Origin of the sequence: Rhizobium sp. ZPR4 (genome assembly GCF_040215725.1) — a bacterium.
Classification (GTDB): domain Bacteria; phylum Pseudomonadota; class Alphaproteobacteria; order Rhizobiales; family Rhizobiaceae; genus Rhizobium; species Rhizobium rhizogenes_D.
This window is the reverse complement of the sequence record NZ_CP157969.1, coordinates 636,025-651,751: the sequence shown is the minus strand read 5'-3', so window position 1 is coordinate 651,751 and position 15,727 is coordinate 636,025. Positions and strand designations below refer to the sequence as shown.

The following is a 15,727-nucleotide window of genomic DNA, read 5'->3' as shown; positions in this document are numbered from 1 at the left end:
CGCGGATAAGATCCGCGGCGGGGCAATGCGAGATCCGGGCCTATCGGCAGCCATTGTTGTCATCAGGCCCCTGGTGGGAAGGAATTGCCATGTCGACATATATGGATATTGCGGACGAGGCCGCACCGGCGCGCAAGGCGGCAAAGCCCACGGGGTTTGCGCAGGTGGCGCCGGCTTTCGCCTTCGTGGCGATCTTCTTCATATTTCCCGTCATCGCGCTGCTCCTTCGCAGCGTGCTGGAGCCGACATTCGGCCTTGGCAACTATGCAGAGCTGTTGGGCTCCGCGACCTATATCAAGATTTTTGCCAACACCTTCATCGTGTCAGGCCTCGTCACCATCATATCGCTTTTGATCGGCTTTCCCGTCGCCTGGACGCTGGCGATCATGCCGTCACGATGGGCTTCGGTGATCTTTGCGATCCTGCTTCTCTCGATGTGGACGAACCTGCTCGCCCGCACCTATGCCTGGATGGTGCTTCTGCAGCGCACGGGATTGATCAACAAGATGCTGATCGGCGCCGGATTGATCGACAAGCCGCTTGCCCTCGTCAACAACCTCACCGGTGTCACGATCGGCATGACCTATATCATGCTGCCGTTCATCATCCTGCCGCTCTACGGCGTCATCAGGAAGATCGATCCGGCCGTGCTGCAGGCAGCAGCGCTGTGCGGCGCGAGCCGATTGCAATGCCTGACCCGCGTTCTGCTACCCCTTGCCGCTCCGGGCATGATGGCGGGCGCATTGATGGTCTTCGTCATGTCGCTCGGTTACTACGTCACGCCATCGCTGCTTGGCGGCACGGCGAACATGATGCTCGCCGAACTCATCGCGCAGTTCGTGCAATCCCTGGTCAATTGGGGCATGGGTGGCGCAGCCGCCTTCGTCCTGCTCGTCGTCACGTTGACGCTCTATGCCGTCCAGCTGAGATTCTTCGGCGTTCAAAGTACAGGAGGACGCTGAGATGCTGCTGAATTTCGATCGTCTCGGCTGGTGGAAATATGTGCTGCTTGCCATCACCGTCCTGACGGCGGCTTTCCTCTTGATGCCGATCCTGTTCATTGCGGCCTTGTCGTTCGGCTCGTCGCAATGGCTGATCTTTCCGCCGCCGGGCTGGACCTGGCGCTGGTACGCGGAGCTGCTTTCCGATCCGCAATGGCTGGCTTCCGCCTGGACCAGCTTCAAGATCGCCGCGATCGTCACCGTGCTTTCGGTGCTGCTCGGCCTGGTGACTTCCTTCGGCCTCGTGCGCGGAAAATTCCTGTTTCGCGATGCGCTGAAGGCGCTGTTCCTCACACCGATGATCTTGCCCGTCGTCGTCTTCGCCGTGGCGCTTTATGCCTTCTTCCTGCGAATTGGCCTTGGGGGCACTTTGATCGGCTTCGTGGTGTCCCATCTTGTTCTGGCGCTGCCCTTTTCCATCCTGTCGATCTCCGGCGCGCTTGAAGGCTTCGACAAGTCGATCGAGGATGCGGCCGTGCTTTGCGGCGCCTCTCCACTCGAGGCGAAGATCAGGGTGACGCTGCCTGCCATCAGCCACGGATTGTTCTCGGCCGCCGTCTTCTCGTTCCTGACATCCTGGGACGAGGTGGTCGTGGCGATCTTCATGGCAAGCCCGACATTGCAGACCCTGCCGGTCAAGGTCTGGGCAACGCTCAGGCAGGATTTGACCCCTGTCGTCGCCGCTGCCTCCACGCTTCTCATTCTGTTGACGGTCACATTAATGACGCTGGCCGCAATCGTACGCAAGGTTCTGAAATCATGAGCGAATCCTTCCTGAAGATCAAAGGCATCCGCAAGGAATATGGCCCCGTCGTCGCAGTCCACGACGTCAATCTCGAGGTCCAGCGCGGCGAGTTCCTGACCTTTCTTGGCCCTTCCGGATCGGGCAAGAGCACGACACTCTATATCCTTGCCGGCTTCGAGAACCCGACCAAGGGCGATATTCTGCTGAACGGCGAGACGCTGCTGTCGACGCCATCGCACAAGCGCAATATCGGCATGGTGTTTCAGCGCTACACGCTGTTTCCGCATTTGACCGTCGGAGAGAATATCGCCTTTCCGCTGAAGGTCCGCCGCAAGTCCAAGGCAGAGGTCGATAGCCGGGTCAAGGAAATGCTGCGCCTCGTTCGGCTCGAAGGCTTCGAGGATCGCAAGCCCGCACAGATGTCGGGCGGCCAGCAGCAGCGCGTGGCTCTCGCAAGGGCGCTCGCCTACGATCCGCCCGTGCTTCTCATGGACGAGCCGCTGTCGGCTCTCGACAAGAAGCTGCGCGAGGAGATCCAGCACGAGATCAAAAGAATCCATCAGCAGACAGAAGTGACGATCCTCTACGTGACCCACGATCAGGAGGAGGCGCTGCGGTTGTCCGATCGTATTGCTGTCTTTTCCAAGGGTGTGATCGATCAGATCGGCACAGGCCCGGAACTCTACGCCAATCCCCGCACCCGTTTCGTGGCAGAATTCATCGGCGACAGCGATTTCATCTCCTGTCACTTGCTGTCCTCGGATAACGGGCAGGCGACGATCTCGCTCGGCGACAAGACTGTCTTTAACAGCATTCCGGTTCACGGCCGGCCGGCCTCGGGGAGCAAAGCGGCATTGATGCTGCGGCCCGAGCGCATCCGGCTCGGGCGCAAGGCGGGTGTCGGCAATGGTCTCAGCGCGACGGTCAACGACATCACCTTCCTCGGCAACAATGTGCATGTGACGACGCGGATCGCTGCCGGCGAAACCCTGTCCGTGCGGCTGCCCTTCGGCCACGAAGCCATCTCGGGCTTGAGCCGTGGCGATAATGTGCATCTGGAGTTCGATCCGGATGCAGCCCATGTCTTCTGCTAGCGCTGGCCGGAGGCGGGTGCTCCTCGAAGCGCGATGAAGGCAACGGGTGTGAGGATAGCAATCATAACGGCAATCATAACGGCCATCAGAAGCAATATGAAACCATGCGCCTACACGAGAGCCGCCATGGTCGCGCCCACCGAAAGGGCCGCGCCGTCCGACCCAGCCGCTCTTCGAAAAAAGATGCGAAAACATCGTGGACGTCACCGGTTGTAATAGTCTTGCGAAACATTATAACCCGCCTTCGCCCGGTAAGTGATTGCCATACTATAATGGCTTTTGGGCAAATCATGACTACGTCGGAAACCCTTGCGCATGCGCCGATTGCGGAATGGCAGGGTCGTCAGTCACCGGCGCAATTTTCCAACAACGTTCCTTAACTTGGTCAAAACCTCAGCGTCGAGCCGACGAGGCTAGCAAGGAGTCTAAAATCGTGGCCCGGTGCAACGAGGTATAGAAGGCCAATCGCGACTGTTAGCCCGATAACAAATCCCGCGGCTCCAACGGCGAGGAGGCAGAAATTTTGCCACCGGCGTTCGCGGGCGCTTTCAACGTGGGCCTTCATTGTTGCGACGAGACCATCGAGTGCGCTGACACGTTGACTAATCGATCGAACGGCACCGTCGCAGATCCAATCCCCAATATTTGCAATCACCCTTGCATGGTCCTCAGAGCAGGCTCTGAGATTGCGAACTAATTCCTCGACCGAGGCAGGGTCGAACAGAGCATAACCGTCGCTGTACAGAAACGGTCTTTTCAGCATGCCTAGCGAATTTGTGCCTTGCTGCTCGCTTACCAGAACGACCGCCTGGCTGAGTTCGGCACAAGCAAGTTGCAATCTTGTCATCACATCAACTGGTTCGCCTTGGCTATCAGCGTCCATTCTATGCGGAGCTTCCATACTCTTATCTTCCTAAGTCATTGTGCCTCATGGGCGGATTCAATGTGCATTCTCACACAACATGGATGGCTCAACCGGCATCACATTGTTGATGACATGGATTGCGTTGGCTATTTTACGCGGCACAAGGTCATGCTTGGCATGTAGGCGGTCTGCTTCAAAACAAGCCGCACTATCTTGGTTGCCCCCCCGGTCCGTCTGATCTCTCTGGCCCAGCGCCGTGCCCAGGCCCGTCTTGAGGGGCAGGTCCCTCATTTTGTGGTTTGGATTGAAGTGGATTTGGTCCCAAATGCTCCGCTTGGCGCGGAGACGAAACGAAATCACCTCCGCTGATTGCGAGATCCAGATAAACATGAGACCGAGACGCAAGATGCGCGGCCTTAGCCCCGCTCAATGTAATGCCGATGCCAAGGTTGACGGCGTGGCCGTCATTTTCTGCGTAAGTCTCAACACTTATGTTGCCGTTGTTAAGCCCCGGGATTAACTCCTCTTCCCTGACACGAAGGAGGCGCAAGTCCCCAGATCGATCAGCCAAATCAACCACAACGCGCCGCCCTACAAGGTGGTCGGAAGGGAGATCCAACGTAAGATCACCAATTTTCAGTCGACCGGACGCGTTTGTCGCCACACCTCGAAGCAATGAATGAGTTCGACGGGAGCGACGCTCGACCAGACTTGCAACGATAACGCCGTCCGGCTTGCGAATCCCGTGAACGGACACGATCATGCCGGGCTTCAATTTCGGCAATGAAGTTTGCGGCGCCAATTCGATACGTTGCGAAAGCACAACAAGGCCATCCGTATCGATGCTTTCAACGCGGCCTGTCACCTCACTTGTAATGTAGATGGCGCTAGCAGCCGGATTTGTGAGCGAACCAGCAAGTGCTACTCTTACGACTTGACCCAAGCGCATCGTGCGTGTGTTCGCCCGGATGCCATCAACATAGACGGGTACATCCGCTGAATAGGTGATACGATGACCGTTTACATAAATGCTTCCAAAGCGTTCTATCGTCCCGAAAACACCGGTTCCGCCGATGCCATGATCGTCGCCACTCTTCAAGGAGTTGCCTGTGCCGCCAATTCCATGGTCAATCGGCGGCGACAAATCCTGCGCATTTGCAAGAGAAGCCAAAATGACAGGCGAAACAGAGGCAAGCTTCAAGAAGTGCCGGCGATATAGGCGAATGGATGTCATTGATCATCCTCAACATCGTTAAGGTCCGCATCGCTTTTGGCTTCAGTGAAAATGTAGGCACCGGTGATCCAGCGAGCTTGACCTCCCTTATCAGCCTTGACCTCTTCATTCGCGAGGCGATTTAAGCGAACAAGCAGATTCATCGATTCCACCCTGCTTATATCGTTCAGCTTTTTCGCAAGTTCCGGTGAAATACCATCGTAATGTACCGCGCGTTCGAAAAACGCTGGATCCGCCGACAGCATGTTTAAAACGGCTGCGGAAGCATGATCATGCATGTTACGGGCGAAAAAATGCTCTTTGGCGCTATCACCGGAATCTGGAACTATAGCTGCCGCTCCAAGATGGACGCGGTCATGAGTATCCAATGTTGCGATTCCGCGGTTCAGCCATTCATCGAGAACAGCGCGAGGACGCAAATCTCGCGTTACATCTTCGACAAGTGTCTCGAAGGAGGCAGCGCCGTCTTCCGCTATCCTTGGCAATGCCCGCGGGGTCCCATTTTCGTCCAGGTAACGAGCGTCGGCTAGCCACCTGGCGATAATACGACTTGTACGCGACACCGGCGGTGGGGGTGCAGGTAAAGGCATGTCACCAACCCGCAGCTTACTGACATCCTTACGATGGATACCGGTTATCAATGAGATCCTGCTGTCAGTTTGTTTTTTATCCGGCAACCCGTATTCTTTTTCCGCGACGTCGACGTACAAACGTTTAAGGACCGTTGTGAACGTCGGGAATGTCAATCCGCTCGCAAGAGACAAGCGGACAAACGGTTTTAGAACCTTTCCCAACATACGCTGCAATGCGGCGTCGGAAATGACAGGCCGTGATCGTTGTTGCGTCATAACTGGTGCCAAATTTAGTTGCTTCGCGTCACCGCGATGTATGCGGCCGAGTGTTGATCGCTAATGGAGAGCGGATGCTGCAAATTTTGGCCGTTGATGAGGGCCGTTGGTGAGCATGCCGTCGATCCAATATCTAATCGCCATCAATCTTAATCATTACCCCGCCATCAATGCTAAGCGCGACGTGGTTAAGGCGGCTTTTGCATCAAATTGTTTCGAAACCTTGCTCAATTAATAAATGGGAAAAAATCCCACATGTCAAGAGGCTGGTGTGATATGCGAAGTGCGCAAGCTTCCCCGAAGGGCCATAGGCGAGAGGCTATGGCCGTCTGGCGGATCAGTGCTGCCGCCGGAATCAGTGTTCGTTATCGAATAGGCGAACGCTAACGCGGAATGGACTGCAAGTCCTGAAGAGGGGGTGACGGAACTGAACGACGCAGGAGACGTGGTCGATCGTCTAGGAGGCTTTGGTTCCCGAGAATGCGGTAGCCGAGTTACATGGAAGACCTCTGGCACGAACTGCGGGGCGGTGGGCCTTGAAACTGGAGAGCACCTTTTCGGTGAGCACTCCACTGCTCAAGAACTTGAAACGCTTGGCTTCTCTAACGGCGGGGTCGTTGGTTCCGATCGCCTCGAGAGCAAAATGCAGTGGATTTGGTACCGAGATAGGGCGGGATGCGGGCGTCGGAGTTGATGATCCTCGACCGCGCCTGCACGACGGTACGCGGTTTGTTGTCGGCTAATACTCGCAAGCCGCCCGCGCTTTGAAGTTCTTCCAAGGCGATAGATCCAAAAATCTTAGTTTGATCAAAAATGGACGGCGACAGTTGACGTGGATGGTCTTAGCGTCTCGGCAATTGACGGATTACGACGGTGAAAGCCAGCAGGGCGATTCGGTCCGCCCCATCTTTCAGTGTCGAAGGAATTTGTAACATGGCTGCCATTTACTCTGTCGATCAACCTGCACTGACCCTCTGCGGATGGACTGCCGTTGCGCGCGAGCCGCAGAATAGTGCGATGGAGTGCGTTGTGCGTCATGCGACAGGCCCGAAGCGACAAGGACAATGGTCAGAACGTCCTGAGAGTGATGGTGCTCCGACATTCGCCAGCGGATCGAACAACGGCGACACGCAGACATCGTTCGCTGCTGATCCTTGCTTCGACGGCGCCGTTGTCTCCCTTGGAAAGGACGCGACCTGCGTCGGCAGCCGATACAATAAGCCCGATTTACAGATCATTGGCCAGGACGGCTACATCCAAGAAAGGATTTGGCCTGCTCAGTCCCCGATGGTTGGCGGATTGCGGTTCAGTGCCCCCATGCATCCGGGCGAATTTGTGTGCCGATGAGTTCTTTCTAATATTTCTAAGTTTTTCTTGGTGTTTTAAGTTGCCTTCTAGCGCGTATTGGTAGCTTACATCATGTAAATTCTCTGTTTGGTTGAATATTATAATTGTTGCTATCATGCAACATGGATATCGTCACTGTGAATAGTCCAAAAATAGTCAATAGATTTCTGCCGTAAAGGCTTGCGATCTCCGATATTAACTGTTTCAGGAGATTAAATGTGAATCTATTTTACAAATAGACGTGATTTCGTCTACGTCTGTAGGTGAATAAGATTTATAAAGTGTGTCTATAAAGTATAGTTTGGGGAAGGGACGTAGTTTTGGCTTATAAGATGCGATTGAAGGCGGCAATCGGGATTTCGATAGCCATAAGTTCTTTATCAAGCGGTTCTGCTGGCGCTATGACATTGCAGCAGGCGATTGAAAAGACAATGAAAACCAACCCCCAGATCATGCAGGCTGCACAGGATCGGGAAGCAACCGAGTTTCAATTGCGCCAGGCGCGGGGGCTTTACTTGCCCTCGGTCGACCTCGAGTCCGGCTACGGTCGCCGTAGACTGTCGGATGTTACATCCGGAGCCTTGTCGCGTACCAATGATTACCTGAATCCCGCTGATGTAAGCTTAACTATTACACAGACGTTATTTGACGGCGGCGATCGCAAGGCGCAGAAGGACAAGCAGGCGGCCCGTGTCGACGGTGCATCCTTTCGCGTCCAACAGCGCTCGGAAGCTTTGGCGCTCGAAGTAACTCAGGATTATCTTGAATATCAGCTGCAGATGGAGATCGTCGCGGCTGCGGAAAAGAATGTTGCCTTCCATAAGCAGATGGTTGGCAACATCGAGGATAGCATCAAGGGCGGTGCCCTCACCGATGCCGATCGTCTTCAGGGCCGTGAACGCCTGCAGGCGGCCAATGCTCGCTTTCAAGAAGCAAAGAAGGAACTCGACGCGACGAAGATCCGTTTCCTTCAGGTCGTCGGCGAGCCGATCAGCAATGCCAATCGCCCCGCCTCAGTGTCCCGCTACCTGCCGAAGACGCTCGATGACGCGGTCTTCATCGCGCAAAAGAACAATCCGCAGATCTCATCGGCCAAGGCTGATGTCAATGCCGCAGACGCCGACGTCCGCGGTTCCAAGTCTGCATTCCTGCCACGACTCGACCTCGTCGGCAGCGCCCGCATTGGTGACGATGTCGACGGTAACAAGGGTAATACAAGCGACGTCCAGGTGGGTGTTGTCGCCAAGTGGAACCTCTATCACGGCGGCATCGATACGGCCCATCAGCAGGAGATGGTTCGTCGTGCGGCCGAACAGCGTTTCGCGCTGAGCCAGACCTACCGTGAAGTCGACGAGTCTGTCCGCTCGGCCTGGAGCGAACGCACCAACCAGGGCCAGCTGGCTCGCATCCTGGATGGTCAGGAAAAGACAAATGCTCAGCTCGTGACGTCCTATCGCGAGCAATTCAAGGTCGGTCAGCGCTCGTTGCTGGATCTATTGGATGCCCAGAACACCCGCTTCAACACCGAGGTTTTGGCCAAGACGGCGGAAGTCGCATCGCTCTTTGCCGAATACAAGATCCTTGCGGCATCGGGCAGCTTGTTGGCGACGATGAAGCTGAAGCCGGTCGATCAGGCGACGCCTTATGCCCGTGATCAGTTCGCTGTTTCGTCGAATACGGCCGATCCCGGATATACCAAATACGACTCGCATCAGAAGCCCGGCCTGCCGATCGATCTGCTCGAGCCGATTCGTTAATCGTTACGATCCGAATTGGATAGTACTTCATGTTGAACGTAGCACCTGACGTGTCTGCGAGCGTATCGCTGCAGACTTTCAAGTCGGCATTCAAATCGGTCGCTGCGTTTTACGGTCGCCCGAACTCGGATACTGTACTGTTTTCGGGCGTTCCGGACGAAATTCTGGAAGCCATGGAGCTGGACGATGTCGAACGGCTTTCGGAACGCGTCGGTCTGCAAGTCCTGAAGCATACGGAACGTGATTGCCGGCTCGGCAATTTCGACTGTCCCGCCATCGTCACCTTTGCTGATGGCGGCGTTCTGCCATTGCTCGAAATGACCGAAAGCGGTTCTTACGTCACCGATATTGTACCGGTCGCGGGCACGGCAACCCGTTTGACGCGGGAGGAGCTCGCCGCGCTCAATCCGCAATCGGCATTTGCCTTCACGCTCTATTATCAGAACTCTTCGGAAGAAGCGCGCGTCGGCCATGCGATGGAGATCGAGAAGCGGCACTGGCTGGCAACGGCGCTGGTGCCCTATTGGCGCACCTACGCCCGCGTCATGCTGGCGGCGCTGTTCATCAACGTCATCGCGTTGGCGTCGCCGCTTTTCACCATGAACGTCTACGATCGGGTCCTGCCGAACAAGGCGTTCCCCACGCTCTGGGTGCTGACCGCCGGCATCTCGCTGGCCTATCTCTTCGATTTTCTGCTGAAGACAGCGCGCGCATCGCTGATCGACTATGCGGGTCGCAAGGCGGACCTGCGGCTGTCGCAGCTGATCTTCGACAAGATCCTCAATTCGACGCTGGCCTCCCGCCCGATGTCGACCGGAGAATATGCCAACCGCGTGACGCAATATGAATTCGTGCGCGAATTCTTCACGTCGAATACGATCGGCGTGCTGATCGACAGCCTCTTTGTCGTGATCTTCCTGATCGTCATCTATTTGATCGCCGGCTGGCTCGTGATCATTCCGGCCGTCGCTTTCGTTCTTTCAGTGACGATCGGCCTCGTGGCCCAGGCCCAGATCGGCAAGCGCATGGCGACCGCGACGAATGAGGCATCGCGCCGCCAGTCGCTGCTCGTCGAGACCATTTCGACGATCGAGACATTGAAGAGCCTGCGTGCCGAGGCAACGATGCTGCGCCGCTGGCAGGAGCTGACGAAATATTCGAGCCGCACCAGCGAGGACATCAAGCATATCTCGTCGAACGCCATGAACATGACGATGTTCTTGCAGCAGATGGTTAGCGTGCTCATCGTCGTTGCGGGTACGTACGAATTTGCCGACGGAAAAATCGCCATGGGCGCGATTGTCGCAACCGTCATGCTGGCGAGCCGTGCGGGTGCGCCCTTCGGACAGATCGCCATGACGTTGGCGCGCTTCCGACAGGCCACCATGTCGCTGCGCATTCTCGACAAGATCATGGAGCAGCCTGATGATCGCCCGTCGACCGTCGGCTTCGTCAACCGGCAGATCAGCAACGGCGGATTCAGCTTCCAGAACGTTTCCTTCCAATATCCGGGCTCTGACCAGGCGGTCATCAATCAGCTGTCCTTCACGGTTGCGCCTGGCGAAAAGATCGGGATCATCGGCCGCATCGGTTCAGGCAAGACGACGCTCGGTCGGCTTCTCGACGGGCTGTTTCAGCCGGCCAGCGGCCGCGTCCTGATCGATGGCGTCGATATACGCCAGTATCACGTGGCTGAGGTACGCGCCGCCGTGGCTGTCGCCGGCCAATCGTCCGACCTGTTCTCCGGCACAGTGAAGGAAAATCTGCTGCTCGGCCGGGCTGACGCCAGCGACGAGGAATTGCTGGCCGTCTCGCGCATGACCGGCGTCGAAGAGTTCGTTGCCCTTCACCCACGCGGTTTCGACATGCCGGTCGGCGAGCGCGGTGCGAACCTCTCGAACGGCCAAAAGCAGGCATTGACAATTGCCCGCCTGCTCCTGACCCGGCCGAAGATCGTCTTCCTCGACGAACCGTCGGGGGCGATGGATCTGGCGAGCGAGCGTCATCTCATCAGCAGGCTGACCCACGCATTCGGCCCGCAAACGACGCTGCTGGTGGCAACCCATCGCCACAGCATGTTGGAGTTGGTCGACCGGCTGATCGTCATCGACAAGGGCCGCATCATCGCCGATGGGCCGAAAAATGCGGTCATCGAGGCGATGCAGCGCAAGGCGGTGCAATGATGAGTGCCTCTCACCGCAATATCCACGACAATCCCCCACTCTTCGCCCGGCTGATCCTTGGCCTCTGTGCCTTGATGATCGTTGCTTTCATCGCCTGGGCGGCCTTCGCCGATATCGATGAGATCGCGCGCGGCGAGGGGAAGGTGATACCGGTATCGAAGACGCAGATCGTACAATCGTCCGAGCCCGGTATCGTCCAGCAGATCAATGTCAATCTCGGACAGGTCGTCCACAAGGGCGATATTCTCGTCCAGCTCGACAACACAACGACGGCATCGACACTCGGCGAATCCGTTGCCAAGGCCCGCGCGCTCGGTGCCAAAGTAGAGCGTCTGGCTCTGGAGGAGGCGGGTGCTTTCGACGCACAGTTCGTATGCCCGACCGATATACTTGCTACCGCAAAAGACGTCTGCGACAACGAGGAAAAGCTCTTCGAGGCGGATCGCGCTTCCTATAAGAACAAACTCGATGTTCTCGATCAGCGCCTGAAGCAACATCAGAACGAGCTGGACGAAGCCCACGCCAACATAGACCGTTTGACGCAGAATATCGCCGGCGCCCAGAAGCAATATGATCTGCTGAGGCCGCTCGGTGAGAAAAAGCTCGTTGCTCAAACAGAAGTCTTGAAAGTTCAGCGAGACCTTGTCGACCTGCAAGGACAGCTTAAAGTCTATGTCGAAAGCCTCGATCGCCTGCAGGCGGCCGTCAAGGAGGCAACATTACAGGCTACCGACCTTGGGCTGCAGCTGCGCCAGCAGGCCCTGACCGACAAGGGACAGGCACTGTCTGAACTTTCCGTCGTCGACGAGACGATCCGCGGGGCATCCGATCGGGTCAAGCATACGGATATCCGGTCCCCGGTCGACGGCATCGTCAATACGCTGGAGGTCAACACGATCGGCGCCTATGTCGACGCCGGCAAGGTCATCGCCGGTGTCGTTCCGACAGCGGATACTCTGTTGATCGAGGCGAAGATTTCGCCGCGCGACGTTGCTTTCGTGCGCATCGACCAGCCGGCGGTCATCAAGATCTCGGCCTATGATTTCTCGATCTTCGGTGCTCTGGACGGTAAGGTCGTCAACGTCTCCGCCGACAGCCTTGTCGAAAAGGACAAGAACGAGACCTATTACCTCGTACGCATCAAGACCGACAAATCCGCGCTGGAGCGCGACGGCAAGCACTATCCGATCATCCCCGGCATGGTGGCTTCGGCCGAGATCATGACCGGTCGCAAGACCATCCTGACCTATCTGATGAAGCCGATCAACAAGGCGCGCTCCGAAGCGCTGACGGAACGGTGAGGGCGGTCATGCGCAAAGGAGCCGGGAAAGACGAAGCTGCCATGATAGTCCGGGAGGAAGCCTTGCCATCGGTCGATGGTGATGAGCTGGAGCCGCGTTTCCGCGCCGTAACCGGCGGCGGCGAGCGTCGTGGCATTCGTCTGGAGCGTATTTATTGGGATGGTCTCGGGCGGATGTCGGAAGCCGGCGGCATCAGCATCGGTGACCTGGTCTCCAATACGGCGGCTGAAATGCCGGAAACCGGCAATCTCACATCCCTGCTGCGCGTGCTGAGCTTCAAATGGGCGCTGAGCCGCCTTGATGCTGTCGAGGATGTCGCGTCGCTGACCAATCTCAACGCCGTCCTTCAGGCGTCGCCGACACCTGCAGTGGTGTTGACGCAAGAGCGCGGGATCAAGCTCTTCAACGATGCTTTCCTGAAGATGCTGCGCCATCGCCTGCCGCTGATCGATGATGTCCAGCAGACGGCGCGTACGTTACGCCTGTCGATTGACACCCAGATTCAGGAGGTACTCTCCGTCCTATCGGTCAATCGCGGCAAGACGCTGAACACTGGCTTCAAGATCGGCTTCGGCCCGCAATCGCTGACGGGCCAGATCAATCTGGCGTTGGCGCCGACCCACGAGGCGTTGATGCTGATCGGTTATCTTTCCGTCTACTGAGAGCGCCATCGCTTTCGTTATACGTGACACTCGGCCCCGGTAAGTCTCGGTGTAAGCCTGGGCGGCGGGTTCGGTTAGTGAACCTCGCCTTCGCCGGGAACCACCTTGGCGAGCGGCATTGCGGCGGCAACCGCTTGCGCACGGGGATCGCGCGAACCATGCAGATAGCCGCGGCCAGCGACGATCGAATAGAGGGGCAGATATTCTGCAATGCGCTTGTCGGACAAAACCTCATCGCGCATGTTGTCGAGAATGAGGTTGTTGCCGTTGACGGAGACCGACAGGACGGCGTGGTAGAAATGCCGCTGCTGGTCGAAGAGGACGACTAGCGCCATGTGGTCGAGATCGACGCCCGCATTGTAGAGTGCTGCCATCTTCAATATGGCATAGTCCTCGCAGTCGCCCTGCTGGTGCGACAGAGCCTCGCTCGGCTTCGCCCAGTAATCCGCCACGTGATAGGTTTCCATGTCGCTGGCGTAGCGGATGGCATGGTTGACCGTGTAATTGATGTTGTTGATCTTGTCGCGGATCGAGGCGCCGGCAATCTTTGTTTCAGCCGCGGCTATGGCGGTTTCGGCAGCGTTGCATCCACCTGCACCGCAATCGAGCGATTTACCCGACCGGATTTCGGCGAGCGGGCCGGCGAAATTGTTAAGCGCGGCAAGATGTTTGAAGGGAATGGCGACGGTTCCGAACACCGAGTCGCCCAGAGGAACGTTGCTTGGCTTTGCGGGACGTACCGGCTCGGATGCGGTGAGGTCATTATGCGGAAGGCCGCCTGGCGCAACGGCAAGGCTCTGGTTCAGCGTAGCGAGGTCGACGCCGCTGATCGCCTTTGCGGCGTTTCTGATGGTGGGCGCAAAGAGGTCGAAGGCCGTGTCCACCAGCGGGTCCTGAAGCAGCTTGACGACGGGACGGACGGTATCGCCGGTCGCCGCCATGCTAGCGGTCGGTGACGATAGACCGAGAGCGAAGGAAGCTGCAGCAAGCGCTGCAAGTATATTTTTTTTGTTCTTGCGTTCCATTGGCGCACTATTTCCCCTGTTTGAGAGAATAGTGCGCGATACTTCTGAATATGACGTTCGGAAACGTAGCTAAATTAAGTATAAATTAAGCGATCAAATAAGTATAAAATTCTACAGGGCCCAGTGAGAAAGTATTAAGGATGATGCAGCGAAGGGCGCCAAAGTGATCCACCCCCAAGGCCGGTCAGTGAAACGGCAGTATCGTGATGGCGATAACGCGCCGCAACGACGCGCGATGCGCTCTATGAGATTGCCCGGCTTCAGAACGACTGTGAGGGCTGTGTGGAAACCTTCAGTTTGCCGCCGTCGATCGTATTGATCACCATCTTGCGCTCCACCATGCCGGAGGCGGTGAAGCGGAAAAGCCCGGTCGTGCCGCGGAAGCCAACCTTGTTCGTCAGGTTGGCGGCGGTGACGGCCTGCGGTCCCTGGGAGCGGACAAGGCCGGAGGCGATCGCCATGGCGTCGTAGCCATAGGAGCCGGAGGTCGTCAGCGGGTGATTGAAATGGCGCTGATAACGCTCGGCAATGAGCCCGCCGCTCTGCGTATCGTCCGTCGCGACAAATGCGCCAGCCACGGCGGGCGTCGCATACACCGCTTGCGGCCAGTTGTTGGTGCCGACCAGCGCCTGACCGGGAATGGTGGCACTGCGCACGGCACTTGCTGCCATGCCGATTTCCGATGTGTTTCCGAGAATGACCACGATTTCGGCTGACTGGATCAGCGGCCGGTTCTTGGTCAGGATATCCGCGGCCTGATCGCTTGCGCCGTAACGGCCAAGGCCCATGAACGTGTTGCCGCTGTTCCAGATGGCGCTGCCCAATCTTGTTGTATCGGATTGAGAAAAATCTGCAGGCACCAGCGCCGACACCTTCTTATGACCCCCGGGACCTGCCGCCTTGACGCCCTCGATCGCGCTGTCGATTTCGCCCGAGGCGAGGTTGAAGACGTCTCCGCCCGTCGTGGTAGTCGCGCTCGCAAGATTAAGCAACGGCGGGCGCTGGGCGGGAGGAATGGCAGCAATGGACGCAGTCTCGGCCGGCGGCAAATAGCTGACGATCAAAGCGGCATTTCGGCCTTTGGCCGCCGTAACCTGTGCGGCAACGCCAGCAAGACCCGGACCGACATCTTTGACGCGCAGCCGAACTTGATTGTTGCCGAGTTCGCCGACGCCAAGCACCGCCCCGTCGCGTATGTCGCGAGCGGGACCTTCGTAGAGGCCGGCCGCGCCCTTGCGCAGCAGCAGCGTAATTTCCGTGCCGCTGTCGCCACCATAGGTCTCTTCGATGGCCGTGGACGGCATTTTTATGTCGTCCTTCTTGCTGTTGTTCTCCAGTCCGACACCGTCCATCTGACAGCCGGCAAGGCCGGCACAGAGGATGAGGGCCGCACCGCGTGCTGGTCGCCGATGCAGTCTGCGCGACAGCCGCTCGGTCAAAAGGTCCAACGAAAGGCTGATCGCAAACGGCACAACTACTCCCCCGATTCTCTATGGCAGACTGCAACAGCCTATCGGGCCGCATTTGCACACCGCGGCTGACGTAAAGTCAAGCGGTATACTTAACGACTTGTTCTTTGGTTGAGTTAACCATCGGTAAAATAATTCTGCGATGCTGCATAACCGGCTATATCGGCGAGGTTAATGAAGTATTGCAATCGTCCCG

Annotated in this window: 13 protein-coding genes; 8 read left to right on the top strand and 5 right to left on the bottom strand. The window is 57.3% G+C overall.

The window, feature by feature from the left end:
- Window positions 1–89: 89 nt before the first annotated feature.
- Genes ABOK31_RS30765 through ABOK31_RS30755 form a run of 3 tightly spaced genes read left to right on the top strand, consistent with a single transcriptional unit; the run spans window position 90 to window position 2,840 of the window.
- Window positions 90–962 (top strand): ABC transporter permease, encoded by an 873-nt coding sequence (locus ABOK31_RS30765; protein ID WP_174172765.1) that lies wholly within the window; start codon window positions 90–92, stop codon window positions 960–962.
- A 1-nt stretch (window position 963) separates the two neighbouring features.
- A complete protein-coding gene (locus ABOK31_RS30760) occupies window positions 964–1,764 on the top strand; it encodes an ABC transporter permease (protein WP_174172764.1) in 801 nt (266 codons plus the stop codon).
- On the top strand, window positions 1,761–2,840 hold the full coding sequence (locus tag ABOK31_RS30755; RefSeq protein ID WP_174172763.1) for an ABC transporter ATP-binding protein: 1,080 nt from the start codon (window positions 1,761–1,763) through the stop codon (window positions 2,838–2,840). The genes ABOK31_RS30760 and ABOK31_RS30755 overlap by 4 nt, the downstream gene beginning before the upstream one ends.
- 385 nt (window positions 2,841–3,225) lie before the next feature.
- Here the strand turns inward: ABOK31_RS30755 and ABOK31_RS30750 are convergent, their stop codons facing one another.
- The 3 genes from ABOK31_RS30750 to ABOK31_RS30740 form a co-directional block, all read right to left on the bottom strand.
- The gene (locus ABOK31_RS30750; protein ID WP_349961392.1) at window positions 3,226–3,741 is read right to left on the bottom strand and encodes a DUF6118 family protein; all 516 of its coding nucleotides are present in this window, start codon (window positions 3,739–3,741) and stop codon (window positions 3,226–3,228) included.
- Window positions 3,742–3,913: 172 nt separating this feature from the next.
- Entirely contained in the window at window positions 3,914–4,939 is a 1,026-nt protein-coding gene (locus ABOK31_RS30745; RefSeq protein ID WP_349961391.1) for a DUF5666 domain-containing protein, read from the bottom strand.
- Complete coding sequence (locus ABOK31_RS30740; protein WP_349961389.1) at window positions 4,936–5,787, bottom strand: DUF6502 family protein; 852 nt, start codon at window positions 5,785–5,787, stop codon at window positions 4,936–4,938. The genes ABOK31_RS30745 and ABOK31_RS30740 overlap by 4 nt, the downstream gene beginning before the upstream one ends.
- A 933-nt stretch (window positions 5,788–6,720) precedes the next feature.
- On the opposite strand from ABOK31_RS30740, the gene ABOK31_RS30735 reads away from it, so the two are divergent.
- The 5 genes from ABOK31_RS30735 (at window position 6,721) to ABOK31_RS30715 (ending at window position 13,037) form a co-directional block, all read left to right on the top strand.
- Window positions 6,721–7,134: a hypothetical protein gene (locus ABOK31_RS30735; RefSeq protein ID WP_349961387.1), complete on the top strand. Its 414-nt coding sequence runs from the start codon at window positions 6,721–6,723 to the stop codon at window positions 7,132–7,134.
- 401 nt (window positions 7,135–7,535) lie between these two features.
- A complete protein-coding gene (locus ABOK31_RS30730) occupies window positions 7,536–8,891 on the top strand; it encodes a TolC family outer membrane protein (RefSeq protein ID WP_349961386.1) in 1,356 nt (451 codons plus the stop codon).
- Between the two features lie 29 nt (window positions 8,892–8,920).
- Window positions 8,921–11,074 carry a type I secretion system permease/ATPase gene (locus ABOK31_RS30725; protein WP_174172756.1) on the top strand — a complete coding sequence of 718 codons (2,154 nt, stop codon included), beginning with the start codon at window positions 8,921–8,923 and terminating at the stop codon, window positions 11,072–11,074.
- The gene (locus ABOK31_RS30720; protein ID WP_174172755.1) at window positions 11,074–12,375 is read left to right on the top strand and encodes an HlyD family type I secretion periplasmic adaptor subunit; all 1,302 of its coding nucleotides are present in this window, start codon (window positions 11,074–11,076) and stop codon (window positions 12,373–12,375) included. Before ABOK31_RS30725 ends, ABOK31_RS30720 begins: the two co-directional genes overlap by 1 nt.
- Before the next feature lie 41 nt (window positions 12,376–12,416).
- Complete coding sequence (locus ABOK31_RS30715; RefSeq protein ID WP_349961384.1) at window positions 12,417–13,037, top strand: ribbon-helix-helix domain-containing protein; 621 nt, start codon at window positions 12,417–12,419, stop codon at window positions 13,035–13,037.
- 74 nt (window positions 13,038–13,111) lie between these two features.
- Here the strand turns inward: ABOK31_RS30715 and ABOK31_RS30710 are convergent, their stop codons facing one another.
- Together ABOK31_RS30710 and ABOK31_RS30705 are read right to left on the bottom strand one after the other, a co-directional pair.
- A complete protein-coding gene (locus ABOK31_RS30710) occupies window positions 13,112–14,062 on the bottom strand; it encodes a transglutaminase-like cysteine peptidase (RefSeq protein WP_174172753.1) in 951 nt (316 codons plus the stop codon).
- Window positions 14,063–14,322: 260 nt separating this feature from the next.
- On the bottom strand, window positions 14,323–15,534 hold the full coding sequence (locus ABOK31_RS30705) for a hypothetical protein (protein ID WP_349961381.1): 1,212 nt from the start codon (window positions 15,532–15,534) through the stop codon (window positions 14,323–14,325).
- Between the last annotated feature and the right edge of the window lie 193 nt (window positions 15,535–15,727).